At 57.9% G+C, this 16,715-nt stretch carries 12 protein-coding genes, 2 tRNA genes and 3 rRNA genes; 8 read left to right on the forward strand and 9 right to left on the reverse strand.

The genetic code is table 11. The annotated features are described in order from the left end of the window. Positions 1-371 precede the first annotated feature (371 nt). A complete protein-coding gene (gene gluQRS / locus ACXMYO_RS15995) occupies positions 372-1,286 on the reverse strand; it encodes a tRNA glutamyl-Q(34) synthetase GluQRS (RefSeq protein ID WP_457809445.1) in 915 nt (304 codons plus the stop codon). Further along, positions 1,287-1,718, reverse strand: coding sequence for an RNA polymerase-binding protein DksA (gene dksA, locus ACXMYO_RS16000; RefSeq protein WP_457809446.1), 432 nt, complete (start codon positions 1,716-1,718; stop codon positions 1,287-1,289). A gap of 199 nt (positions 1,719-1,917) precedes the next feature. Here dksA and sfsA point away from each other — a divergent pair, with 199 nt between their 5' ends. After that, complete coding sequence (gene sfsA / locus ACXMYO_RS16005) at positions 1,918-2,613, forward strand: DNA/RNA nuclease SfsA (protein WP_457809447.1); 696 nt, start codon at positions 1,918-1,920, stop codon at positions 2,611-2,613. A gap of 2 nt (positions 2,614-2,615) precedes the next feature. Here sfsA and ACXMYO_RS16010 read toward each other — a convergent pair whose 3' ends face one another. The 6 genes from ACXMYO_RS16010 to ACXMYO_RS16035 form a co-directional block, all read right to left on the reverse strand. Next, positions 2,616-3,023, reverse strand: coding sequence for a hotdog domain-containing protein (locus ACXMYO_RS16010; RefSeq protein ID WP_438765950.1), 408 nt, complete (start codon positions 3,021-3,023; stop codon positions 2,616-2,618). A 71-nt stretch (positions 3,024-3,094) separates the two neighbouring features. Beyond that, positions 3,095-3,685, reverse strand: coding sequence for a methionine biosynthesis protein MetW (gene metW / locus ACXMYO_RS16015; RefSeq protein ID WP_438765952.1), 591 nt, complete (start codon positions 3,683-3,685; stop codon positions 3,095-3,097). Then, positions 3,685-4,851, reverse strand: coding sequence for a homoserine O-succinyltransferase MetX (gene metX / locus ACXMYO_RS16020; RefSeq protein ID WP_438765954.1), 1,167 nt, complete (start codon positions 4,849-4,851; stop codon positions 3,685-3,687). The genes metW and metX overlap by 1 nt, the downstream gene beginning before the upstream one ends. A 138-nt stretch (positions 4,852-4,989) precedes the next feature. After that, positions 4,990-5,571: a YggT family protein gene (locus ACXMYO_RS16025; RefSeq protein WP_115855587.1), complete on the reverse strand. Its 582-nt coding sequence runs from the start codon at positions 5,569-5,571 to the stop codon at positions 4,990-4,992. Between the two features lie 45 nt (positions 5,572-5,616). Then, the gene (gene proC / locus ACXMYO_RS16030) at positions 5,617-6,444 is read right to left on the reverse strand and encodes a pyrroline-5-carboxylate reductase (protein WP_438765957.1); all 828 of its coding nucleotides are present in this window, start codon (positions 6,442-6,444) and stop codon (positions 5,617-5,619) included. A gap of 26 nt (positions 6,445-6,470) precedes the next feature. Then, positions 6,471-7,199, reverse strand: a complete 729-nt coding sequence (locus ACXMYO_RS16035; RefSeq protein WP_457809448.1) for a YggS family pyridoxal phosphate-dependent enzyme — start codon at positions 7,197-7,199, stop codon at positions 6,471-6,473. Positions 7,200-7,237: 38 nt separating this feature from the next. Here ACXMYO_RS16035 and ACXMYO_RS16040 point away from each other — a divergent pair, with 38 nt between their 5' ends. Then, positions 7,238-8,245, forward strand: a complete 1,008-nt coding sequence (locus tag ACXMYO_RS16040) for a type IV pilus twitching motility protein PilT (protein WP_457809449.1) — start codon at positions 7,238-7,240, stop codon at positions 8,243-8,245. 39 nt (positions 8,246-8,284) lie between these two features. Here ACXMYO_RS16040 and ACXMYO_RS16045 read toward each other — a convergent pair whose 3' ends face one another. Continuing rightward, positions 8,285-9,400: an anhydro-N-acetylmuramic acid kinase gene (locus ACXMYO_RS16045; protein ID WP_457809450.1), complete on the reverse strand. Its 1,116-nt coding sequence runs from the start codon at positions 9,398-9,400 to the stop codon at positions 8,285-8,287. A 130-nt stretch (positions 9,401-9,530) separates the two neighbouring features. Between ACXMYO_RS16045 and tyrS the strand changes: the two genes are divergently transcribed. The 6 genes from tyrS to rrf form a co-directional block, all read left to right on the forward strand. Beyond that, complete coding sequence (gene tyrS / locus ACXMYO_RS16050) at positions 9,531-10,736, forward strand: tyrosine--tRNA ligase (RefSeq protein ID WP_457809451.1); 1,206 nt, start codon at positions 9,531-9,533, stop codon at positions 10,734-10,736. Positions 10,737-11,560: 824 nt separating this feature from the next. Further along, positions 11,561-13,100 (forward strand): 16S ribosomal RNA (locus ACXMYO_RS16055). A gap of 71 nt (positions 13,101-13,171) precedes the next feature. Then, a tRNA-Ile gene (locus ACXMYO_RS16060) sits at positions 13,172-13,248 on the forward strand. 7 nt (positions 13,249-13,255) lie between these two features. Further along, positions 13,256-13,331: transfer RNA gene (locus ACXMYO_RS16065), tRNA-Ala, on the forward strand. 281 nt (positions 13,332-13,612) lie between these two features. After that, a 23S ribosomal RNA gene (locus ACXMYO_RS16070) occupies positions 13,613-16,504 on the forward strand. A 102-nt stretch (positions 16,505-16,606) separates the two neighbouring features. Beyond that, positions 16,607-16,715, forward strand: a 5S ribosomal RNA gene (gene rrf, locus ACXMYO_RS16075); the annotation flags it as partial.

Consider the following 16,715-nt stretch of genomic DNA (forward strand, 5'->3'; position numbering starts at 1 on the left):
CAGCCCGTTGTTGATACATGGATGACTGACCCTTTCCTATTATTGTTGTTGTTCAGAGTCGTTTGATCGGGATTTGGCCATTGTTGTTGTTGGGAGGCCGTTCAAGCGATCGCTGTTGTTTTTCTTCAGTCAGTCCTGTTGGTGCAGAACGCGTGCCATCTAAAAAATAGTTCTTTTTTTTCAACAACCTGTTAAATGTCGGCCCGCATGTCATGGGCGTCGCTGAAGAAAGCGGCATCAGAGAGCGTTTTTTTGCACTAATTTTGTGCAAGCCGCCAGTCTGATGCTTTTTTGTGGTGCACTGTTCTTGTTGGGTAGGGTCAGCATACGCGCAACATGGCGTAAAAAAAGACGACGATGGTCGATAGTGGTCACTTCAACGTCGTTTGTTGAACATCATAAGGGAGTAAAAAGTGCGGTCGCCAGCTTTCAACGGCCGCCTGCAGCTGCTTATCGACACTGGCATGACGTAGCGTGCTCGATGGTGACTGGCCCAGTAGCGTCAGCGCTTCATGCAGCAGTGGTCGTACGGCGTGACTCTGCAGGGGGAGGGCAGGGGCACGGTTTTGTTTGGAGAGTTTCTGTCCGTTGTCGGCAATGACCAGTGGCAGATGCAGATACGTGGGCGTGGGGTACCCCAGTGCCTGCTGAAGCCGGATCTGCCAGGGGGTATTGTCGAGAAGATCTGCGCCGCGCACGATATCTGTCACCCCCTGGCGGGCATCGTCGACCACAACGGCCAGCTGATAGGCCCAGAGGCCATCGCGTCGCTTGAGCACAACATCACCGAGTTCGGGAAGGGACCAGCACTGATGGCCAAGGCGTCGATCCTGCCAGCAGATATCGGAACCGCCGAGATCGGTGCGCAGGCGCCAGGCATGATCGCGTTCGAGGTGCAGGGGCCCCTGGCGACACCACCCCGGATAGACACCGAGGTGTTGCCACGCCTTTCGAGAGCAGCTGCAGGGATAGGCCATGCCGCTCGCTACAAGCGTTTTCAGCGCCCCCTGGTAATCGCGGTCATGATCGTGTTGGTAAGAGACGGCGCCATCATGATAAAGCCCGAAGGCCTCGAGCTGTTCAAGGATGGTCTCGCTGGCCCCGGGCGGGCAGCGCGGCGGGTCGATATCCTCCATGCGCAGCAGCCAGCGCCCGTTTCGTGCACGCACATCCAGCCAGCTGGCCAGTGCCGCCAGCAGGGAGCCAAAATGCAAGGGCCCCGAGGGCGTTGGTGCAAAGCGACCAACGACCGCAGGGCCATTTTCAACATGCCTTGTGCCCGGCATTCAGCCTCCGAGTTGCTTTTCCTTCAACTCCGACAGCGTCTTGCAATCAACACAGAGTGTGGCCGTGGGCCGGGCTTCCAGACGACGGATGCCGATCTCGATGCCGCAGGCCTCACAGAAGCCGTAATCATCTTCGTCGATCTTTTCGATGGTCTCGTTGATCTTTTTGAGCAGTTTGCGCTCACGATCCCGGGTGCGAAGCTCAAGATTGAAGCCTTCTTCCTGAGTGGCGCGATCGGCAGGATCGGCATAGTTGTTGGCATCTTCCTGGAGGTGGCGAACGGTGCGATCGACCTCTGCCATCAGGTCGTTTTTCCAGTTGAGCAGGATCCGGCGAAAGTGTGCCAGCTGATGCTCGTTCATGTACTCTTCGCCCGGCGCCGGCTCGTAGGGCGTAAAGGTATCGGGCGACTGCGTCTCGGCTACTGCCATGGGGATTGCCTCACTGCAGGTAATGGCGATGCCGTAAGCCCGCAAGACTGTTCCTGATTACCGCATCGCATGTTTCAGGGTAGTGCTGTTTATAGGAAATCCATGCCGATTGCAAGACGGTTTCAACGAAAGTCAGCAGGCTCGGAGATCACCTCTTGAGTGTAGTGGAAAGCACTATATTGACCCGGAGTTTGCCTGCATGAAGCTGCCTGCGTTGTGGTCCGGCGTGCTCATCGCGCGCTACAAGCGCTTTCTGGCCGACATTCGCCTTGATGATGGGCGTGTCATCACGGCCCACTGCCCTAATACGGGCTCGATGCGGGCCGTTAATGTGCCTGGTTGCCGTGTCTGGGTGTCCTGGCACGATAATCCGAAGCGACGTCTGGCATGGACATGGGAGCTGATCGAGCTGCCGGATGGCGCGCTGGCCTCCATTCATACCGGACGAGCTAATGCGCTGGTGCAGGAAGCACTGGAAACCGGCGCTCTACTGCCGTTTGATCCGGACTGGCCGTTGCAGCGAGAGGTCAGGGTGGAAGGCTCGAGACTTGATTTTCGCCTGACACCTCATGACGGCATGCCTGTCTGGCTGGAAGTGAAACAGGTGACGCTGAAGGAGGGCGATGAGTGTGGCTATTTTCCGGATTCGGTCAGTACCCGCGGGCGCCGCCATCTGGAAGCGCTCATGACACGGCGTGCTGCCGGCGACCGGGCGGTGCTGGTATTTCTGGTCGCCCACAACGGCATTGATGATGTCCGACCGGCGGCCCATCTGGACCCTGGCTATGCCCGCACCTTTCATGCGGCCTGTGAGGCAGGCGTGGAGGTGATGATGCTGGGCTGTGATATCACGCCGGAACAGATCACCGCCCGTCGCTACCGCCGTCTGTACTGAGATCAGGTCGCGCTGTCAGGCCCTTCCAGTTCGCGGTCACGCAGATAGGTGATCTCTGTCTTGCCGTGGGCGGCGGGTTTGCCGTCATCCCCCATGTTGACGAAGACGATTTCATCGATGGTCAGGATGTTTTTGTGGGTGATCTTGTTGCGCACCACACAGTGAAGAGTCAGCGATGTCTTGCCAAACCGCGTGGCGGTAATGCCCAGCTCGATAATATCGCCCTGACGTGCGCTGGAAACAAAGTTGATGGACGACATGTATTTGGTCACGACGCGTGAATTGGCCAGCTGAATGACGGCGTAGATGGCAGCTTCTTCGTCGATCCATTTCAGAAGACTCCCCCCGAAGAGCGTGCCATTGGGGTTGAGATCCTCGGGCTTGATCCACTTGCGGGTATGAAAGTTCATGTTCAGGCCTCGCTGAAGTCGCGGAAGGAGGCGCCATTATACCAAAGTCCAAAAGAGCGGGTGTCCGGGCTTCAGCGACGTACTCGGAAGATGGCATCCTGACCGAATAGATTGGGCCAGCGCCTGTGGCGCCATTGGCCTTCCCGGCTGCCATTGCCCACTGCGCGGTCGGTGATGGTATGGCCCTGCATGCGACACAGATCGGAGAAATCCCGAAACGTCGACAGATGGATGTTGGGCGTGTCGTACCAGGCGTGCGGCAGGGAGCGTGATACCGGCATACGCCCCTTGAGCCCCAGCGACAGGCGGTGGCGCCACCAGGCAAAGTTGGGGAAGGCGATAATGCACTCGTTGGCCACCCGCAGCATCTCGTCGAGCATCAAATCGGGCCGTCTCAGCACCTGAAGGGCCTGCGTCATGATCACCAGATCGAAGGTGTCATCGGGAATATTGGCCAGCCCCTGGTCCAGATCCTGTTCGATGACATCCACGCCCTTTTCGAGACAGCGCGAGATACCATCGCTGTCGATTTCCAGGCCGTAGCCCGTGACCTGCTTGTCACTGGACAGCGCCGCCAGCAGGGTGCCGTCGCCACAGCCCAGATCCAGCACGCGCGCCCCCTGGGGCACCCAGTCATAAATCAATGCAAGATCGGCACGCATTACAAAGGCTCTCCGTCGGCACGTTCCACGTCGTTGGCGATACGCGTCATGAAACCACCCAGCACGGCTTCGTAACGTTCGTTGGGCAGCAAAAAGGCATCATGGCCATGGGAGGAGTCGATATTGGCATAGCTGACATGCTTGCCGGCACGCAGCAGAGCATCGACCAGTTCCCGGGAGCGGGCCGGGGCAAAGCGCCAGTCGGTAGTGAAGCTGACCACGAGAAAGCGACAGGCTGCTGTCGACAGGGCTTTGGGCAGATCATCGTCGTGCTCGCCGGCCGGGTCGAAATAGTCGAGTGCCTTGGTCATCAGCAGATAGGTGTTGGCATCAAAGCGGGTCGAGAAGGTATCCCCCTGATAACGCAGATAGGATTCCACCTCGAATTCGACATCGTAGCCATAGTTGAGGCTGTCGGTGCGCAGATCGCGGCCGAACCGGGCACCCATGGAGTGTTCCGAAAGATAGGTGATATGACCGACCATTCGGGCCAGCCGCAACCCCTGTCTGGGCAGAGTATGATGCTCGCTGTACCAGCCGTTAAAGAATTCCGGGTCGGAGCGGATGGCCTGACGTGCCACTTCATTGAAGGCGATGTTTTGTGCCGACAGGCGTGGCGTGGCAGCGATAACGGCTGCATTGGCGATGCGCTCGGGCAGGCCCATGGCCCACTGCAATACCTGCATGCCGCCGAGGCTGCCGCCCACTACGGCGGCAAACCGCTTGATGCCCAGTCTGTCGGCCAGCATGGCCTGGCTGTTGACCCAGTCGGTGACCGTCATGAGCGGGAAGTCTGGTCCCCAGATGCGCCCGGTAGCCGGATTGTCGCTGGAAGGGCCGGTACTGCCGTGGCAGCCGCCAAGATTATTGACGGAAATCACGAAAAAGCGCCGTGTATCGATGCTCTTGCCGGGGCCAATATGGGCGTCCCACCAGCCGGGCTTTCGATCATCAACGTGGTGATAGCCGGCAGCATGGTGATGACCCGATAGCGCATGACAGATCAAAATCGCGTTGCTTGCCGTCTCGTTGAGGGTGCCGTAGGTTTCATATACCAGCTCGAAGGCCGGCAATTCACGGCCGCAGGCCAGCCTCAGGGGCGTATCAAAGCGGGCGACCTGTGGGGTAATCAGGCCAACCGATGTAGAAGACAGTGTCTCGGGCATCAGCACTCAAATCCGGTCGGACAGGGCAGGCCGGACTCGTGACCCGCCGTCGGAGGCGCACTGTAGCATATCGATGCAGGCATCGGGGCGTGGCTGGCGGGGAGGCTGTCGTGCGCGGGCACGACAGCCTGTCGAGTCTTAAATCAGCGGTGCCAGCGGCCCGGCGGCGCGACTCAGTGCGCCGACCAAAAAGCTGTCGAGCACGTTGATCAGCAAAAAGACCACGATGGGGGAGAGATCGATCATGCCGATCGAGGGAATGACACGTCGTACCGGCGCCATCACCGGCTCGGTAATCTGAAATACCAGCAGGGCGCCGGGGTGGCCGGACTGGGGGGCGACCCAGCTCAGTATGATCATGATGATCATGGCGAAGAAATAAATCTTCAAAATGGCATTGACCACGCCGGCCAGCGCTGCGATGGCCAAAAGCCCGATGGGCGGAAAGCCAAAGATCGCCATGCAGATCAGGGCAATACCCACCATCTTGAACAGCAGCGCGACCACCAGCGTGGCGATATCGATCGGGCCGGCAGGTCGCAACACGCGCTGCAGGGGCGCCACCAGCGGCGAAGTCGCCTTGACGATCGCCTGACTGATGGGGTTGTAGTAGTCGGCATGTGAAGCATGCAGCAAAAAGCGCAGCATCAGCACAAACAGATAAAGGTTGATCAGGGTGTTGACCAGCATGATGCCGGTATCGCCCAGTGCGCTCCCCATGGAGACTCTCCGTTATATAGTCACAAGATGACAGATACAGTGAATTTACTGATCCCGCAGCTCATGTGCCAATGATTCGGCACGCTCGAAACAGGCCAGTGTGGCATCATCCACCATTTTCTCGAAGCCGGCCTGCTCAAAACTTGCAATGGCGCGCTCGGTAGTACCTTTCGGCGACATGACCTGTTGCTTGAGCGTTTTTGGATCATGTTCGCTTTCACTGGCCATATGGGCAGCACCCAGTGCCGTCTGAATGGCCAGCCGCCGGGCAACGTCGCGGGAAAGGCCGCGGGCCACGCCGGCTTCTTCCATGGCTTCCAGCATGTAGAAAAAGTAGGCGGGTGCGCTGCCGGCGATGGCCGTCACGGCACTAAGCTGGGTTTCCTCTTCCACCCACTCAACGATACCGATGGCCGACATCAGATCGCCGGCCAGTGCACGATGGTCATCGCTGATGCCGGCGGGGGCGTAAAGTCCGGTCGCCCCCTTGCCAACCAGTGCCGGGGTATTGGGCATGCAGCGAACGATCGGCAGGCTCTCATCTCCCAGCCACTGGCCCAGCGTGTCGAGGGTGAGTCCGGCGGCGATGGAGATGATCAGCGGTCGGCTGATCTGCAGGGCATCCTGAAGCGGTTCGCAGACCTCGCGCATGATCTGTGGCTTGACGGCCAGAATCACGACATCGGCGTCGCTAACGCCTGCAGCATTGTCGGTGGTGGTGTTAATGCCGTAGCGCGCATGGTGCTGCTCGAGAATGGCCTTGTCGGGCGAGGTGGCCGTAATGGCCTCGGCCGGATAGCCATTGTCGATCAGTCCGCCGAATATGGCGCTGGCCATGTTGCCGGCGCCGATAAAGGTCAGTTGACTTGCCATGAAAAGCGTCCTTGTGGTCGGGGTGTTCAGTTGCGGCTGCCGAAAATGGCCGTACCCAGTCTGACCAGAGTGGCGCCCTCGTCAATGGCGGCCTCCATGTCACCGCTCATGCCCATCGAAAGCGTATCCAGCGGCGCGTCGGGATGGCGTTTGACCAGCTCATCGAAAAGCGCGCGCAGGGCAGCGTGGGGTACACGCTGTTGTTCCGGATCATCGCTTGCAGCCGGAATGGCCATCAGGCCACGCAGACGAAGGCCCGGCAGGGCCAGCACCTGCTCTACCAGCGCCGGCAGCGCCTCCGGCATGACGCCCGATTTCGAGTCTTCCCGACTGATATTGACCTGCAGACAGACATTGAGCGGACCCAGCGATGACGGGCGCGCCTCGCTCAGACGCCTGGCAATTTTCTCGCGATCCACGGTATGAACCCAGCTGAAATGCTCGGCCACCTCGCGCGTCTTGTTGGACTGAAGCGCGCCGATATAGTGCCATTCGATGCCTTCAAGGTCGGCCAGCGAGCGCTGTTTTTCCAACGCCTCCTGCAGATAGTTCTCACCAAAAAGGTGCTGGCCGGCCTCGAACGCCTCTCGCAGCATAACCGCCGGCTTGGTCTTGCTGACGGCCAGCACGGCTGCCGAATCTGCGGGGCGGCCGGCGCTGGCAAGCGCCTGCTCAAGTCGGCGGCGTATCGCGACGATAGTGTCTTTTACTGTGTGGCTCTGATCGGGGGTCGCGCGTGACTGCTGATCGCTCATGAGTGATCACTCTTTGTGACGTCCGGAACTGCGAACGCATGGATATTACCGAACTGCTGGCTTTTACAGCAAAACAGGGCGCCTCTGACCTTCACCTGTCAGCAGGTCTGCCGGCCATGATGCGCGTTGATGGCGAGATTCGTCGTCTTAATGCGCCGGCGCTTGACAACGAGGAGGTCCACCGTCTGCTGGCAGCAGTCATGAGTGAGACGCAGCAGCAGGACTTCAGGGCCTCGCTGGAGCTCGATTTCTCCGTCGAGGTGCCCGGCGTGTCGCGCTTTCGTGTCAATGCCTTCCATCAGGACCGGGGCGTGGCCGGCGTGTTTCGTACCATTCCCTCTCATGTGCCCAGCCTGGAGTCGCTGGGGCTGGGAGAAGTCTTCAGGCGGCTGGCATCCTGTCAGCATGGCCTGGTGCTGGTCACGGGCCCTACCGGTTCCGGAAAGTCGACCACGCTGGCGGCCATGGTGGATCATATCAACGCCTCGCGCGCTCAGCATGTGCTGACCATTGAAGACCCCATCGAGTTTGTACATCACTCACGTCGTGCGTTGATCAATCAGCGGGAAGTCCAGCGTGACACCCATGGCGTGGCCAGTGCGCTGCGCTCGGCACTGCGTGAGGACCCCGACGTGATTCTGGTCGGCGAGATGCGGGATCTGGAAACCATGCGCCTGGCTCTGACGGCTGCCGAAACCGGGCATCTGGTATTGGCCACGCTGCACACCACATCGGCCGCCCGGACGGTGGATCGAATCGTGGATGTCTTTCCCGGTGATGAAAAGGCAATGGTGCGCGCCATGCTGTCCGAATCACTTCAGGGGGTGATCTCCCAACAGCTGGTACGCCGTATCGGCGGTGGCAGGATCGCCGCGCATGAGATTCTGATCGCCACGCCTGCCATCCGGAATCTGATCCGCGAAGACAAGGTGGCGCAGATTTACTCGTCGCTGCAGACCGGTGGTGCGTTGGGTATGCAAACCATGGAAGCTGCCATGTCGAAGCTGGCGGCCGAAGGGCTCATTATTCAGGAGCAAGGGGTCTAGCCGGGGAGGGTGTCGAACCCTTGCCATTGTCAGACAGCGTCAGCGCTCGTAGACCCCGCCCAGTATACGCGGCCCTGCCGCACCGGTTACCGAGGCCAGATTGCCCGGGAGACCTTCCAGACGTCGCCAGGCAAGCCAGGCAAAGGCGCCGGCCTCCAGCCAGTCCGGTGACCAGCCCAGTGTCTGGCAATGCTCGGTTCTGATTGGTGAAAGCCGGGCTGTCAGAGCGTCTATCATGGCGATATTGTGCGCCCCGCCGCCACAGGGAATGACACAGGCCTCAGTGCGGGCATTCCCGGGCAGGTGACGCTCCAGTTCACGCGCGATACTTTCAACGGTCAGGGTTAAAAGCGTGGCCTGTACATCGACCGGGGATTCGTTCTCCAGATGGGTCTTCAACCACTGGAGATGAAAATGTTCGCGCCCCGTGCTTTTGGGTGGCGGGCAGTCAAAAAAGGGATCGCTCAGAAAGCGTGTCAGCAAGGGCGTTTGACACTGCCCCTGAGCACCCCAGGCGCCATCGCGATCAAACCGGCCCTCGTGATGCTGGGTATACCATCCATCCAGCAGGGCATTGGCCGGGCCGGTATCAAAACCGATCACCGGTAGTTCGCTGCCCTCGGGAGGGAGCAGGGTAACGTTGGCAAAGCCACCCAGATTAAGCAGCACGCGCCACTGTTGAGGGTGGTGAAAGAGCGCGTCATGAAAGGCGGGTGCCAGCGGCGCGCCCTGACCACCGGCGGCGATATCGCGTCGCCGGAAGTCGGCCACAACGCGACAGCCGGTCAGTTCGGCCAGACGCGAGGGGTTATCCAGCTGCCATGTATAGGGGGCGGGGCCATCCGGACGATGCTCGATGGTCTGGCCGTGACTACCGATAGCGTCGATGTCTTCGACCCTGTAGCCGCTTTTCTCGAGCAGCGCCGTGACGGCCTGCGCCTGAAGCCGGCAGAACGCCTCTTCGGCATCGGCCAGGGTGTCGAAGGCGGCGTCGTTGGCATGACACAGCTGCCATAACTGACGGCGCAGGGACTCCGGCATCTCGATGCCCGTGGCTTCCAGTAGAGCGGGGCGGTGATGGTGGTTGCATTCGACCAGTGCGGCGTCGATACCGTCCAGACTGGTGCCGGACATCAGACCTATTACAAGACTCATCTGCTCACTCCTGCCGGGGCGGTCTACGCGTTTGACGCCATGCTATCATGCCCCACATTTCCTGCTGCTCGCCCGCGGACCGGACGAGGGGAGGGCAGCTGCAATTATCTGAATACAGGAGAGGCAGGTCATGGCCGATGTTGCCGAGGCGCTGGCGCTGATCAAACGTGGTGTCCACGAGGTACTTATAGAAGAAGAGCTGGAAAAGAAGCTCTCTCTGGAGCGGCCGTTGCGTATCAAGGCCGGTTTCGACCCTACCGCGCCCGACCTTCACCTCGGTCATACGGTGCTTTTGAACAAGCTGCGCCAGTTCCAAGATCTGGGGCATGAGGTATTGTTTCTTATCGGCGATTTCACCGGGCGTATTGGTGACCCGACCGGCAAGAGCGTGACGCGAAAGCCGTTGACCCAGGAAGACGTCATGGCCAATGCCCGTACCTATCAGGAGCAGGTGTTCAGGGTGCTCCATCCCGAGCGCACGAAGGTGGTCTTTAACGCCGAGTGGATGAGCGCCATGTCAGCAGCCGACCTGATCGGGCTGGCCGCCCAGTCAACAGTGGCACGCATGCTTGAGCGCGATGATTTCGAAAAGCGCTACCGCGGCAATCAGCCTATCGCCATTCACGAATTCCTTTATCCGCTGATACAGGGGTATGACTCGGTGGCGCTGGAAGCCGATATCGAAATCGGCGGTACCGATCAGAAATTCAATTTGTTGATGGGGCGTGAGCTTCAAAAGCATTACGGGCAGGCACCGCAGGTCGTGCTGACCATGCCGCTGCTTGAAGGTCTTGATGGTGTACAGAAGATGTCCAAGTCACTGGGCAACTATGTGGGCATTACCGACCGGCCCGGTGAAATGTTCAACAAGATTGTCTCGATGCCGGACTCACTCATGTGGCGCTACTTCGAACTGCTCTCGCTCAAGCCGATGGATGAGGTACGGGCGTTGATGAGTGATGTAGACAAGGGAGCCAACCCGCGTGACGTCAAGATGGTGCTGGCGCGCGAGCTGGTCGCCCGCTTTCATGGTGAAGAGGCGGCGGCTGGCGCTCACCGTGCCAGTGGCAATCAGCTCAAGGAGGGTGAGCTGCCCGACGATCTGCCGGAAGTGGAGGTGACTGTCGAGGACATGACCGAGGCACCCATTGCTCTGATCCTCAATCGTGCCGGCCTTGCTAACAACGGGGCACAGGCAAAGGACATGCTGAAAAATGCGCGCGTCTGGGTCGATGGGCATAAGGTAGAGGCAGATCATATGCTCACAGTGGGCCATGACTACGTGATTCAGGCTGGCAAGAAGCGCTATGCAAGGGTCATGTTGCACAAGGCATAACTCTATTCCTGGACAAGTCATACACCTGCAGCAGTTTTCCTTACAAAAAGTTGGACATGTCCGCTACAGTCAGGTAAATTTGTTTATACACCGAGGCAGCGGACGCAAGGAAGCGTTGCACCCATGGAAGGGAAGCCTTGGTGTAAATTTCAAGGACATCACCATGGAAGGTGATGTGTCAGGATCAGGAAGATCCACGAAGCCCGCAGCTGACATTGTCAGTTGCGGGCTTTTTCTTGGTTGGCAGTCCCCTGACAGGGCTCTCTATAAACTGCTTTTCAAGGATGGATATATGAAGAGCGGCCTTTCATGAAAGCCGGCTATCCAAAGAGGGTATGAAGGCAGGCGTATCATGCTCCTTTCACCGTCATGACAGAAAGATGAAACTTTTTGGCAAAAGGGGTTGCGTGGTCCCGGTCTGATCTATAAAGTACGCATCCGCTGCCACGGAGCACACGGCGACGAGGCAGCGGGGAAGTTAAGCAGGTGATTGTTTTGACTAAGGTTTTGGTCGCTCAATCAGGGTTTCAAATCCAGCCGCTGACTTCCGGATCGAAAAAAAGAGGTTGACTTTTCGATTCAGGGCTGTAAAATGCCCACTCTCTCGAAGCAGCCGTCACGGCGACTGAGGCAACATCTTCGAGACGCTCTTTAACAAGTCGATCAGGCAATTTGTGTGGGCGTCTGGCTCGTGTGACACCAGTCACATAGATAATCGAGCAGACGAACACTCGTCAAGAGTACTAGTTTGACCTCGAGCCCGGATTGATTCACCTCGATGACTGCTTCGGCAGGCTTCGAAACGAATCTCAAAGCTTCAAAATAAACTGAAGAGTTTGATCATGGCTCAGATTGAACGCTGGCGGCAGGCCTAACACATGCAAGTCGAGCGGTAACAGGGGTAGCTTGCTACCCGCTGACGAGCGGCGGACGGGTGAGTAATGCATGGGTATCTGCCCGGTAGTGGGGGATAACTCGGGGAAACCCGAGCTAATACCGCATACGTCCTACGGGAGAAAGCAGGGGATCTTCGGACCTTGCGCTATCGGATGAGCCCATGTCGGATTAGCTTGTTGGTGAGGTAACGGCTCACCAAGGCAACGATCCGTAGCTGGTCTGAGAGGATGATCAGCCACACCGGGACTGAGACACGGCCCGGACTCCTACGGGAGGCAGCAGTGGGGAATATTGGACAATGGGGGAAACCCTGATCCAGCCATGCCGCGTGTGTGAAGAAGGCCTTCGGGTTGTAAAGCACTTTCAGTGGGGAAGAAGGCATGGTGGTTAATAACCACCATGAAGGACATCACCCACAGAAGAAGCACCGGCTAACTCCGTGCCAGCAGCCGCGGTAATACGGAGGGTGCAAGCGTTAATCGGAATTACTGGGCGTAAAGGGCGCGTAGGCGGCTTGCCAAGCCGGATGTGAAAGCCCCGGGCTCAACCCGGGAACGGCATTCGGAACTGGCAGGCTAGAGTGCAGGAGAGGAAGGTGGAATTCCCGGTGTAGCGGTGAAATGCGTAGAGATCGGGAGGAATACCAGTGGCGAAGGCGGCCTTCTGGACTGACACTGACGCTGAGGCGCGAAAGCGTGGGTAGCAAACAGGATTAGATACCCTGGTAGTCCACGCCGTAAACGATGTCGACCAGCCGTTGGACCCCTTGAGGGTTTGGTGGCGCAGTTAACGCAATAAGTCGACCGCCTGGGGAGTACGGCCGCAAGGCTAAAACTCAAATGAATTGACGGGGGCCCGCACAAGCGGTGGAGCATGTGGTTTAATTCGATGCAACGCGAAGAACCTTACCTGCTCTTGACATCCTGCGAATCTCCCAGAGATGGGAGAGTGCCTTCGGGAACGCAGAGACAGGTGCTGCATGGCTGTCGTCAGCTCGTGTTGTGAAATGTTGGGTTAAGTCCCGTAACGAGCGCAACCCCTATCCCTTTTTGCCAGCGGTCCGGCCGGGAACTTCAGGGAGACTGCCGGTGACAAACCGGAGGAAGGTGGGGACGACGTCAAGTCATCATGGCCCTTACGAGCAGGGCTACACACGTGCTACAATGGCCGGTACAAAGGGTTGCGAAGCGGCGACGTGAAGCCAATCCCATAAAGCCGGCCTCAGTCCGGATCGGAGTCTGCAACTCGACTCCGTGAAGTCGGAATCGCTAGTAATCGTGGATCAGAATGCCACGGTGAATACGTTCCCGGGCCTTGTACACACCGCCCGTCACACCATGGGAGTGGACTGCACCAGAAGTGGTTAGCTTAACCTCCGGGAGAGCGATCACCACGGTGTGGTTCATGACTGGGGTGAAGTCGTAACAAGGTAGCCGTAGGGGAACCTGCGGCTGGATCACCTCCTTAAACGACTAAAGTGCTCACGCGAACCAGCGCGTCCACACAAATTGCCTGATCGGATAGAGCGAAGACTGCTTGGGTCTGTAGCTCAGTTGGTTAGAGCGCACCCCTGATAAGGGTGAGGTCGGCAGTTCAAGTCTGCCCAGACCCACCAACCTGTCGGGGCCTTAGCTCAGCTGGGAGAGCGCCTGCCTTGCACGCAGGAGGTCAGCGGTTCGATCCCGCTAGGCTCCACCATACCGGCTCGGTGCATACAAACAGTCTCGCTGATACTGATGAAACCACAGTCAAAAGTCATGATGATGACAGATCATCGACATGATTTCTGACTGTCTTTTTGACAGTACGCTCTTTAACAATGTGGATCATGCTGACCTGTCGGTCGGTGAACACCCCTTCTTCGGAAGGGTGTCGTGACCCGACCGGCAGACAACGTATAAGTTTGCTGTGATACGTAATGTCGTACGTATTCCAGCAAATGTCGTGTGATCGTGAAACCGGACCCCTTGGGGTTATATGGTCAAGCGATTAAGCGCACACGGTGGATGCCTAGGCAGTCAGAGGCGATGAAGGACGTGACAGCCTGCGATAAGCGTCGGTGAGGTGGCAAATGACCTGCGACCCGGCGATTTCCGAATGGGGAAACCCACTTACCATCAGGTAAGTATTCATGAGCCAATACATAACTCATGAAGGCGAACCGGGAGAACTGAAACATCTAAGTACCCCGAGGAAAAGACATCAATTGAGATTCCCCCAGTAGCGGCGAGCGAACGGGGACCAGCCCTTAAGCAGTGCAACCGATAGGCAAACAGTCTGGGAAGTCTGACCATAGCGGGTGATAGTCCCGTAGCCGAAATCCGAGCATTGTGAAATCGAGTAGGTCGGGGCACGTGAAACCCTGACTGAACATGGGGGGACCATCCTCCAAGGCTAAATACTCCTGACTGACCGATAGTGAACCAGTACCGTGAGGGAAAGGCGAAAAGAACCCCGGCGAGGGGAGTGAAATAGATCCTGAAACCGTGTGCGTACAAGCAGTGGGAGCAGACTTGTTCTGTGACTGCGTACCTTTTGTATAATGGGTCAGCGACTTATTTTCAGTAGCGAGCTTAACCGAATAGGGGAGGCGCAGGGAAACCGAGTCTTAAATGGGCGAATTAGTTGCTGGGAATAGACCCGAAACCGGGCGATCTATCCATGGCCAGGATGAAGGTCAGGTAACACTGACTGGAGGTCCGAACTCAAGTATGTTGAAAAATGCTGAGATGAGCTGTGGATCGGAGTGAAAGGCTAATCAAGCTCGGAGATAGCTGGTTCTCCTCGAAAGCTATTTAGGTAGCGCCTCACGTATTACCACCGGGGGTAGAGCACTGTTTCGGCTAGGGGGCCATCCCGGCTTACCAACCCGAGGCAAACTCCGAATACCGGTGAGTACAGCGTGGGAGACACACAGCGGGTGCTAACGTCCGTTGTGAAAAGGGAAACAACCCAGACCGCCAGCCAAGGTCCCAAAATCCCGGTTAAGTGGGAAACGATGTGGGAAGGCACAGACAGCCAGGAGGTTGGCTTAGAAGCAGCCACCCTTTAAAGAAAGCGTAATAGCTCACTGGTCGAGTCGGCCTGCGCGGAAGATGTAACGGGGCTCAAACCGGGTACCGAAGCTGCGGGTGCATCCTTATGGATGCGCGGTAGAGGAGCGTTGTGTAAGCCTGCGAAGGTGGATCGTGAGGTCTGCTGGAGGTATCACAAGTGCGAATGCTGACATGAGTAACGACAAGGGCGGTGAAAACCCGCCCCGCCGGAAGACCAAGGGTTCCTGTTCGACGACAATCGGAGCAGGGTGAGTCGACCCCTAAGGCGAGGCCGAAAGGCGTAGTCGATGGGAAACGGGTCAATATTCCCGTACCGGATGTTATTGCGATGGGGGGACGAAGAAGGCTAGGTGAGCCGGGCGCTGGTTGCCCCGGTGAAAGCGAGTAGGCCTGAGGATCAGGCAAATCCGGTCCTCTACAAGCCGAGACGCGAGACGAACAGACTACGGTCTGGAAGTCACTGATGCCACGCTTCCGGGAAAAGCCTCTAAGCTTCAGATAACATGCGATCGTACCCCAAACCGACACAGGTGGTCAGGTAGAGAATACCAAGGCGTATGAGAGAACTCGGGTGAAGGAACTAGGCAAAATGGCACCGTAACTTCGGGAGAAGGTGCGCCGGCCAGGGTGACGGGACTTGCTCCTTGAGCTCTGACCGGCCGAAGAGACCAGGTGGCTGCAACTGTTTATTAAAAACACAGCACTCTGCCAACGCGTAAGCGGACGTATAGGGTGTGACGCCTGCCCGGTGCCGGAAGGTTAATTGATGGTGTTAGCCGCAAGGCGAAGCTCTTGATCGAAGCCCCGGTAAACGGCGGCCGTAACTATAACGGTCCTAAGGTAGCGAAATTCCTTGTCGGGTAAGTTCCGACCTGCACGAATGGCGTAATGATGGCCACGCTGTCTCCACCCGAGACTCAGTGAAATTGAAATCGCTGTGAAGATGCAGTGTACCCGCGGCTAGACGGAAAGACCCCGTGAACCTTTACTATAGCTTCACACTGGACGCTGATGTTACTTGTGTAGGATAGCTGGGAGGCTTTGAAACCCCGACGCCAGTCGGGGTGGAGCCAACCTTGAAATACCAGCCTGGTATCATCGGCGTTCTAACTCCGCACCGTGATCCGGTGTGAGGACAGTGTGTGGTGGGTAGTTTGACTGGGGCGGTCTCCTCCCAAAGAGTAACGGAGGAGCACTAAGGTACCCTCAGCACGGTTGGAAATCGTGCAATGAGTGCAAGAGCATAAGGGTGCTTGACTGCGAGACGGACATGTCGAGCAGGTGCGAAAGCAGGTTCTAGTGATCCGGTGGTTCTGTATGGAAGGGCCATCGCTCAACGGATAAAAGGTACTCCGGGGATAACAGGCTGATACCGCCCAAGAGTTCATATCGACGGCGGTGTTTGGCACCTCGATGTCGGCTCATCACATCCTGGGGCTGAAGTCGGTCCCAAGGGTATGGCTGTTCGCCATTTAAAGTGGTACGCGAGCTGGGTTTAGAACGTCGTGAGACAGTTCGGTCCCTATCTGCCGTGGGCGTCGGAAGTTTGAGAAGTGCTGCTCCTAGTACGAGAGGACCGGAGTGGACGCACCGCTGGTGTACCGGTTGTCATGCCAATGGCACCGCCGGGTAGCTATGTGCGGACGGGATAACCGCTGAAGGCATCTAAGCGGGAAGCCCCCTTCAAGATGAAACTTCCCTGGAGCCTCGAGCTCCCTGAAGGGCCCTCGAAGACGACGAGGTCGATAGGCGCGGTGTGTAAGTGCAGCAATGCATTGAGCTGACGCGTACTAATTGCCCGTGAGGCTTGACCATATAACACCCAAGTGGTTCGCATCACACGAATACGTTGATGTATTGATCAGCATGATCCCGATTTTGACCCGCTGCCCAAAGGGCAGCCGGTCTGCAGAATTGCCTGACGACCATAGCGTGCCGGCACCACCCGATCCCTTCCCGAACTCGGTAGTGAAACGGCTCCGCGCCGATGGTAGTGTGGGGTCTCCCCATGTGAGAGTAGGTCATC

It is taken from the genome of Kushneria sp. EE4, assembly GCF_977968315.1.

Coding starts and splice junctions, on each gene's coding strand:
- dksA (WP_457809446.1), bottom strand. CDS start 1,718: ATGGCAGTAGCCGAGACGCAGTCGCCCGATACCTTTACGCCCTACGAG.
- metW (WP_438765952.1), bottom strand. CDS start 3,685: ATGCGTGCCGATCTTGCATTGATTTATGACTGGGTGCCCCAGGGGGCG.
- proC (WP_438765957.1), bottom strand. CDS start 6,444: ATGGCAAGTCAACTGACCTTTATCGGCGCCGGCAACATGGCCAGCGCC.
- sfsA (WP_457809447.1), top strand. CDS start 1,918: ATGAAGCTGCCTGCGTTGTGGTCCGGCGTGCTCATCGCGCGCTACAAG.
- ACXMYO_RS16040 (WP_457809449.1), top strand. CDS start 7,238: ATGGATATTACCGAACTGCTGGCTTTTACAGCAAAACAGGGCGCCTCT.
- metX (WP_438765954.1), bottom strand. CDS start 4,851: ATGCCCGAGACACTGTCTTCTACATCGGTTGGCCTGATTACCCCACAG.
- ACXMYO_RS16010 (WP_438765950.1), bottom strand. CDS start 3,023: ATGAACTTTCATACCCGCAAGTGGATCAAGCCCGAGGATCTCAACCCC.
- gluQRS (WP_457809445.1), bottom strand. CDS start 1,286: ATGCCGGGCACAAGGCATGTTGAAAATGGCCCTGCGGTCGTTGGTCGC.
- ACXMYO_RS16045 (WP_457809450.1), bottom strand. CDS start 9,400: ATGAGTCTTGTAATAGGTCTGATGTCCGGCACCAGTCTGGACGGTATC.
- tyrS (WP_457809451.1), top strand. CDS start 9,531: ATGGCCGATGTTGCCGAGGCGCTGGCGCTGATCAAACGTGGTGTCCAC.
- ACXMYO_RS16035 (WP_457809448.1), bottom strand. CDS start 7,199: ATGAGCGATCAGCAGTCACGCGCGACCCCCGATCAGAGCCACACAGTA.
- ACXMYO_RS16025 (WP_115855587.1), bottom strand. CDS start 5,571: ATGGGGAGCGCACTGGGCGATACCGGCATCATGCTGGTCAACACCCTG.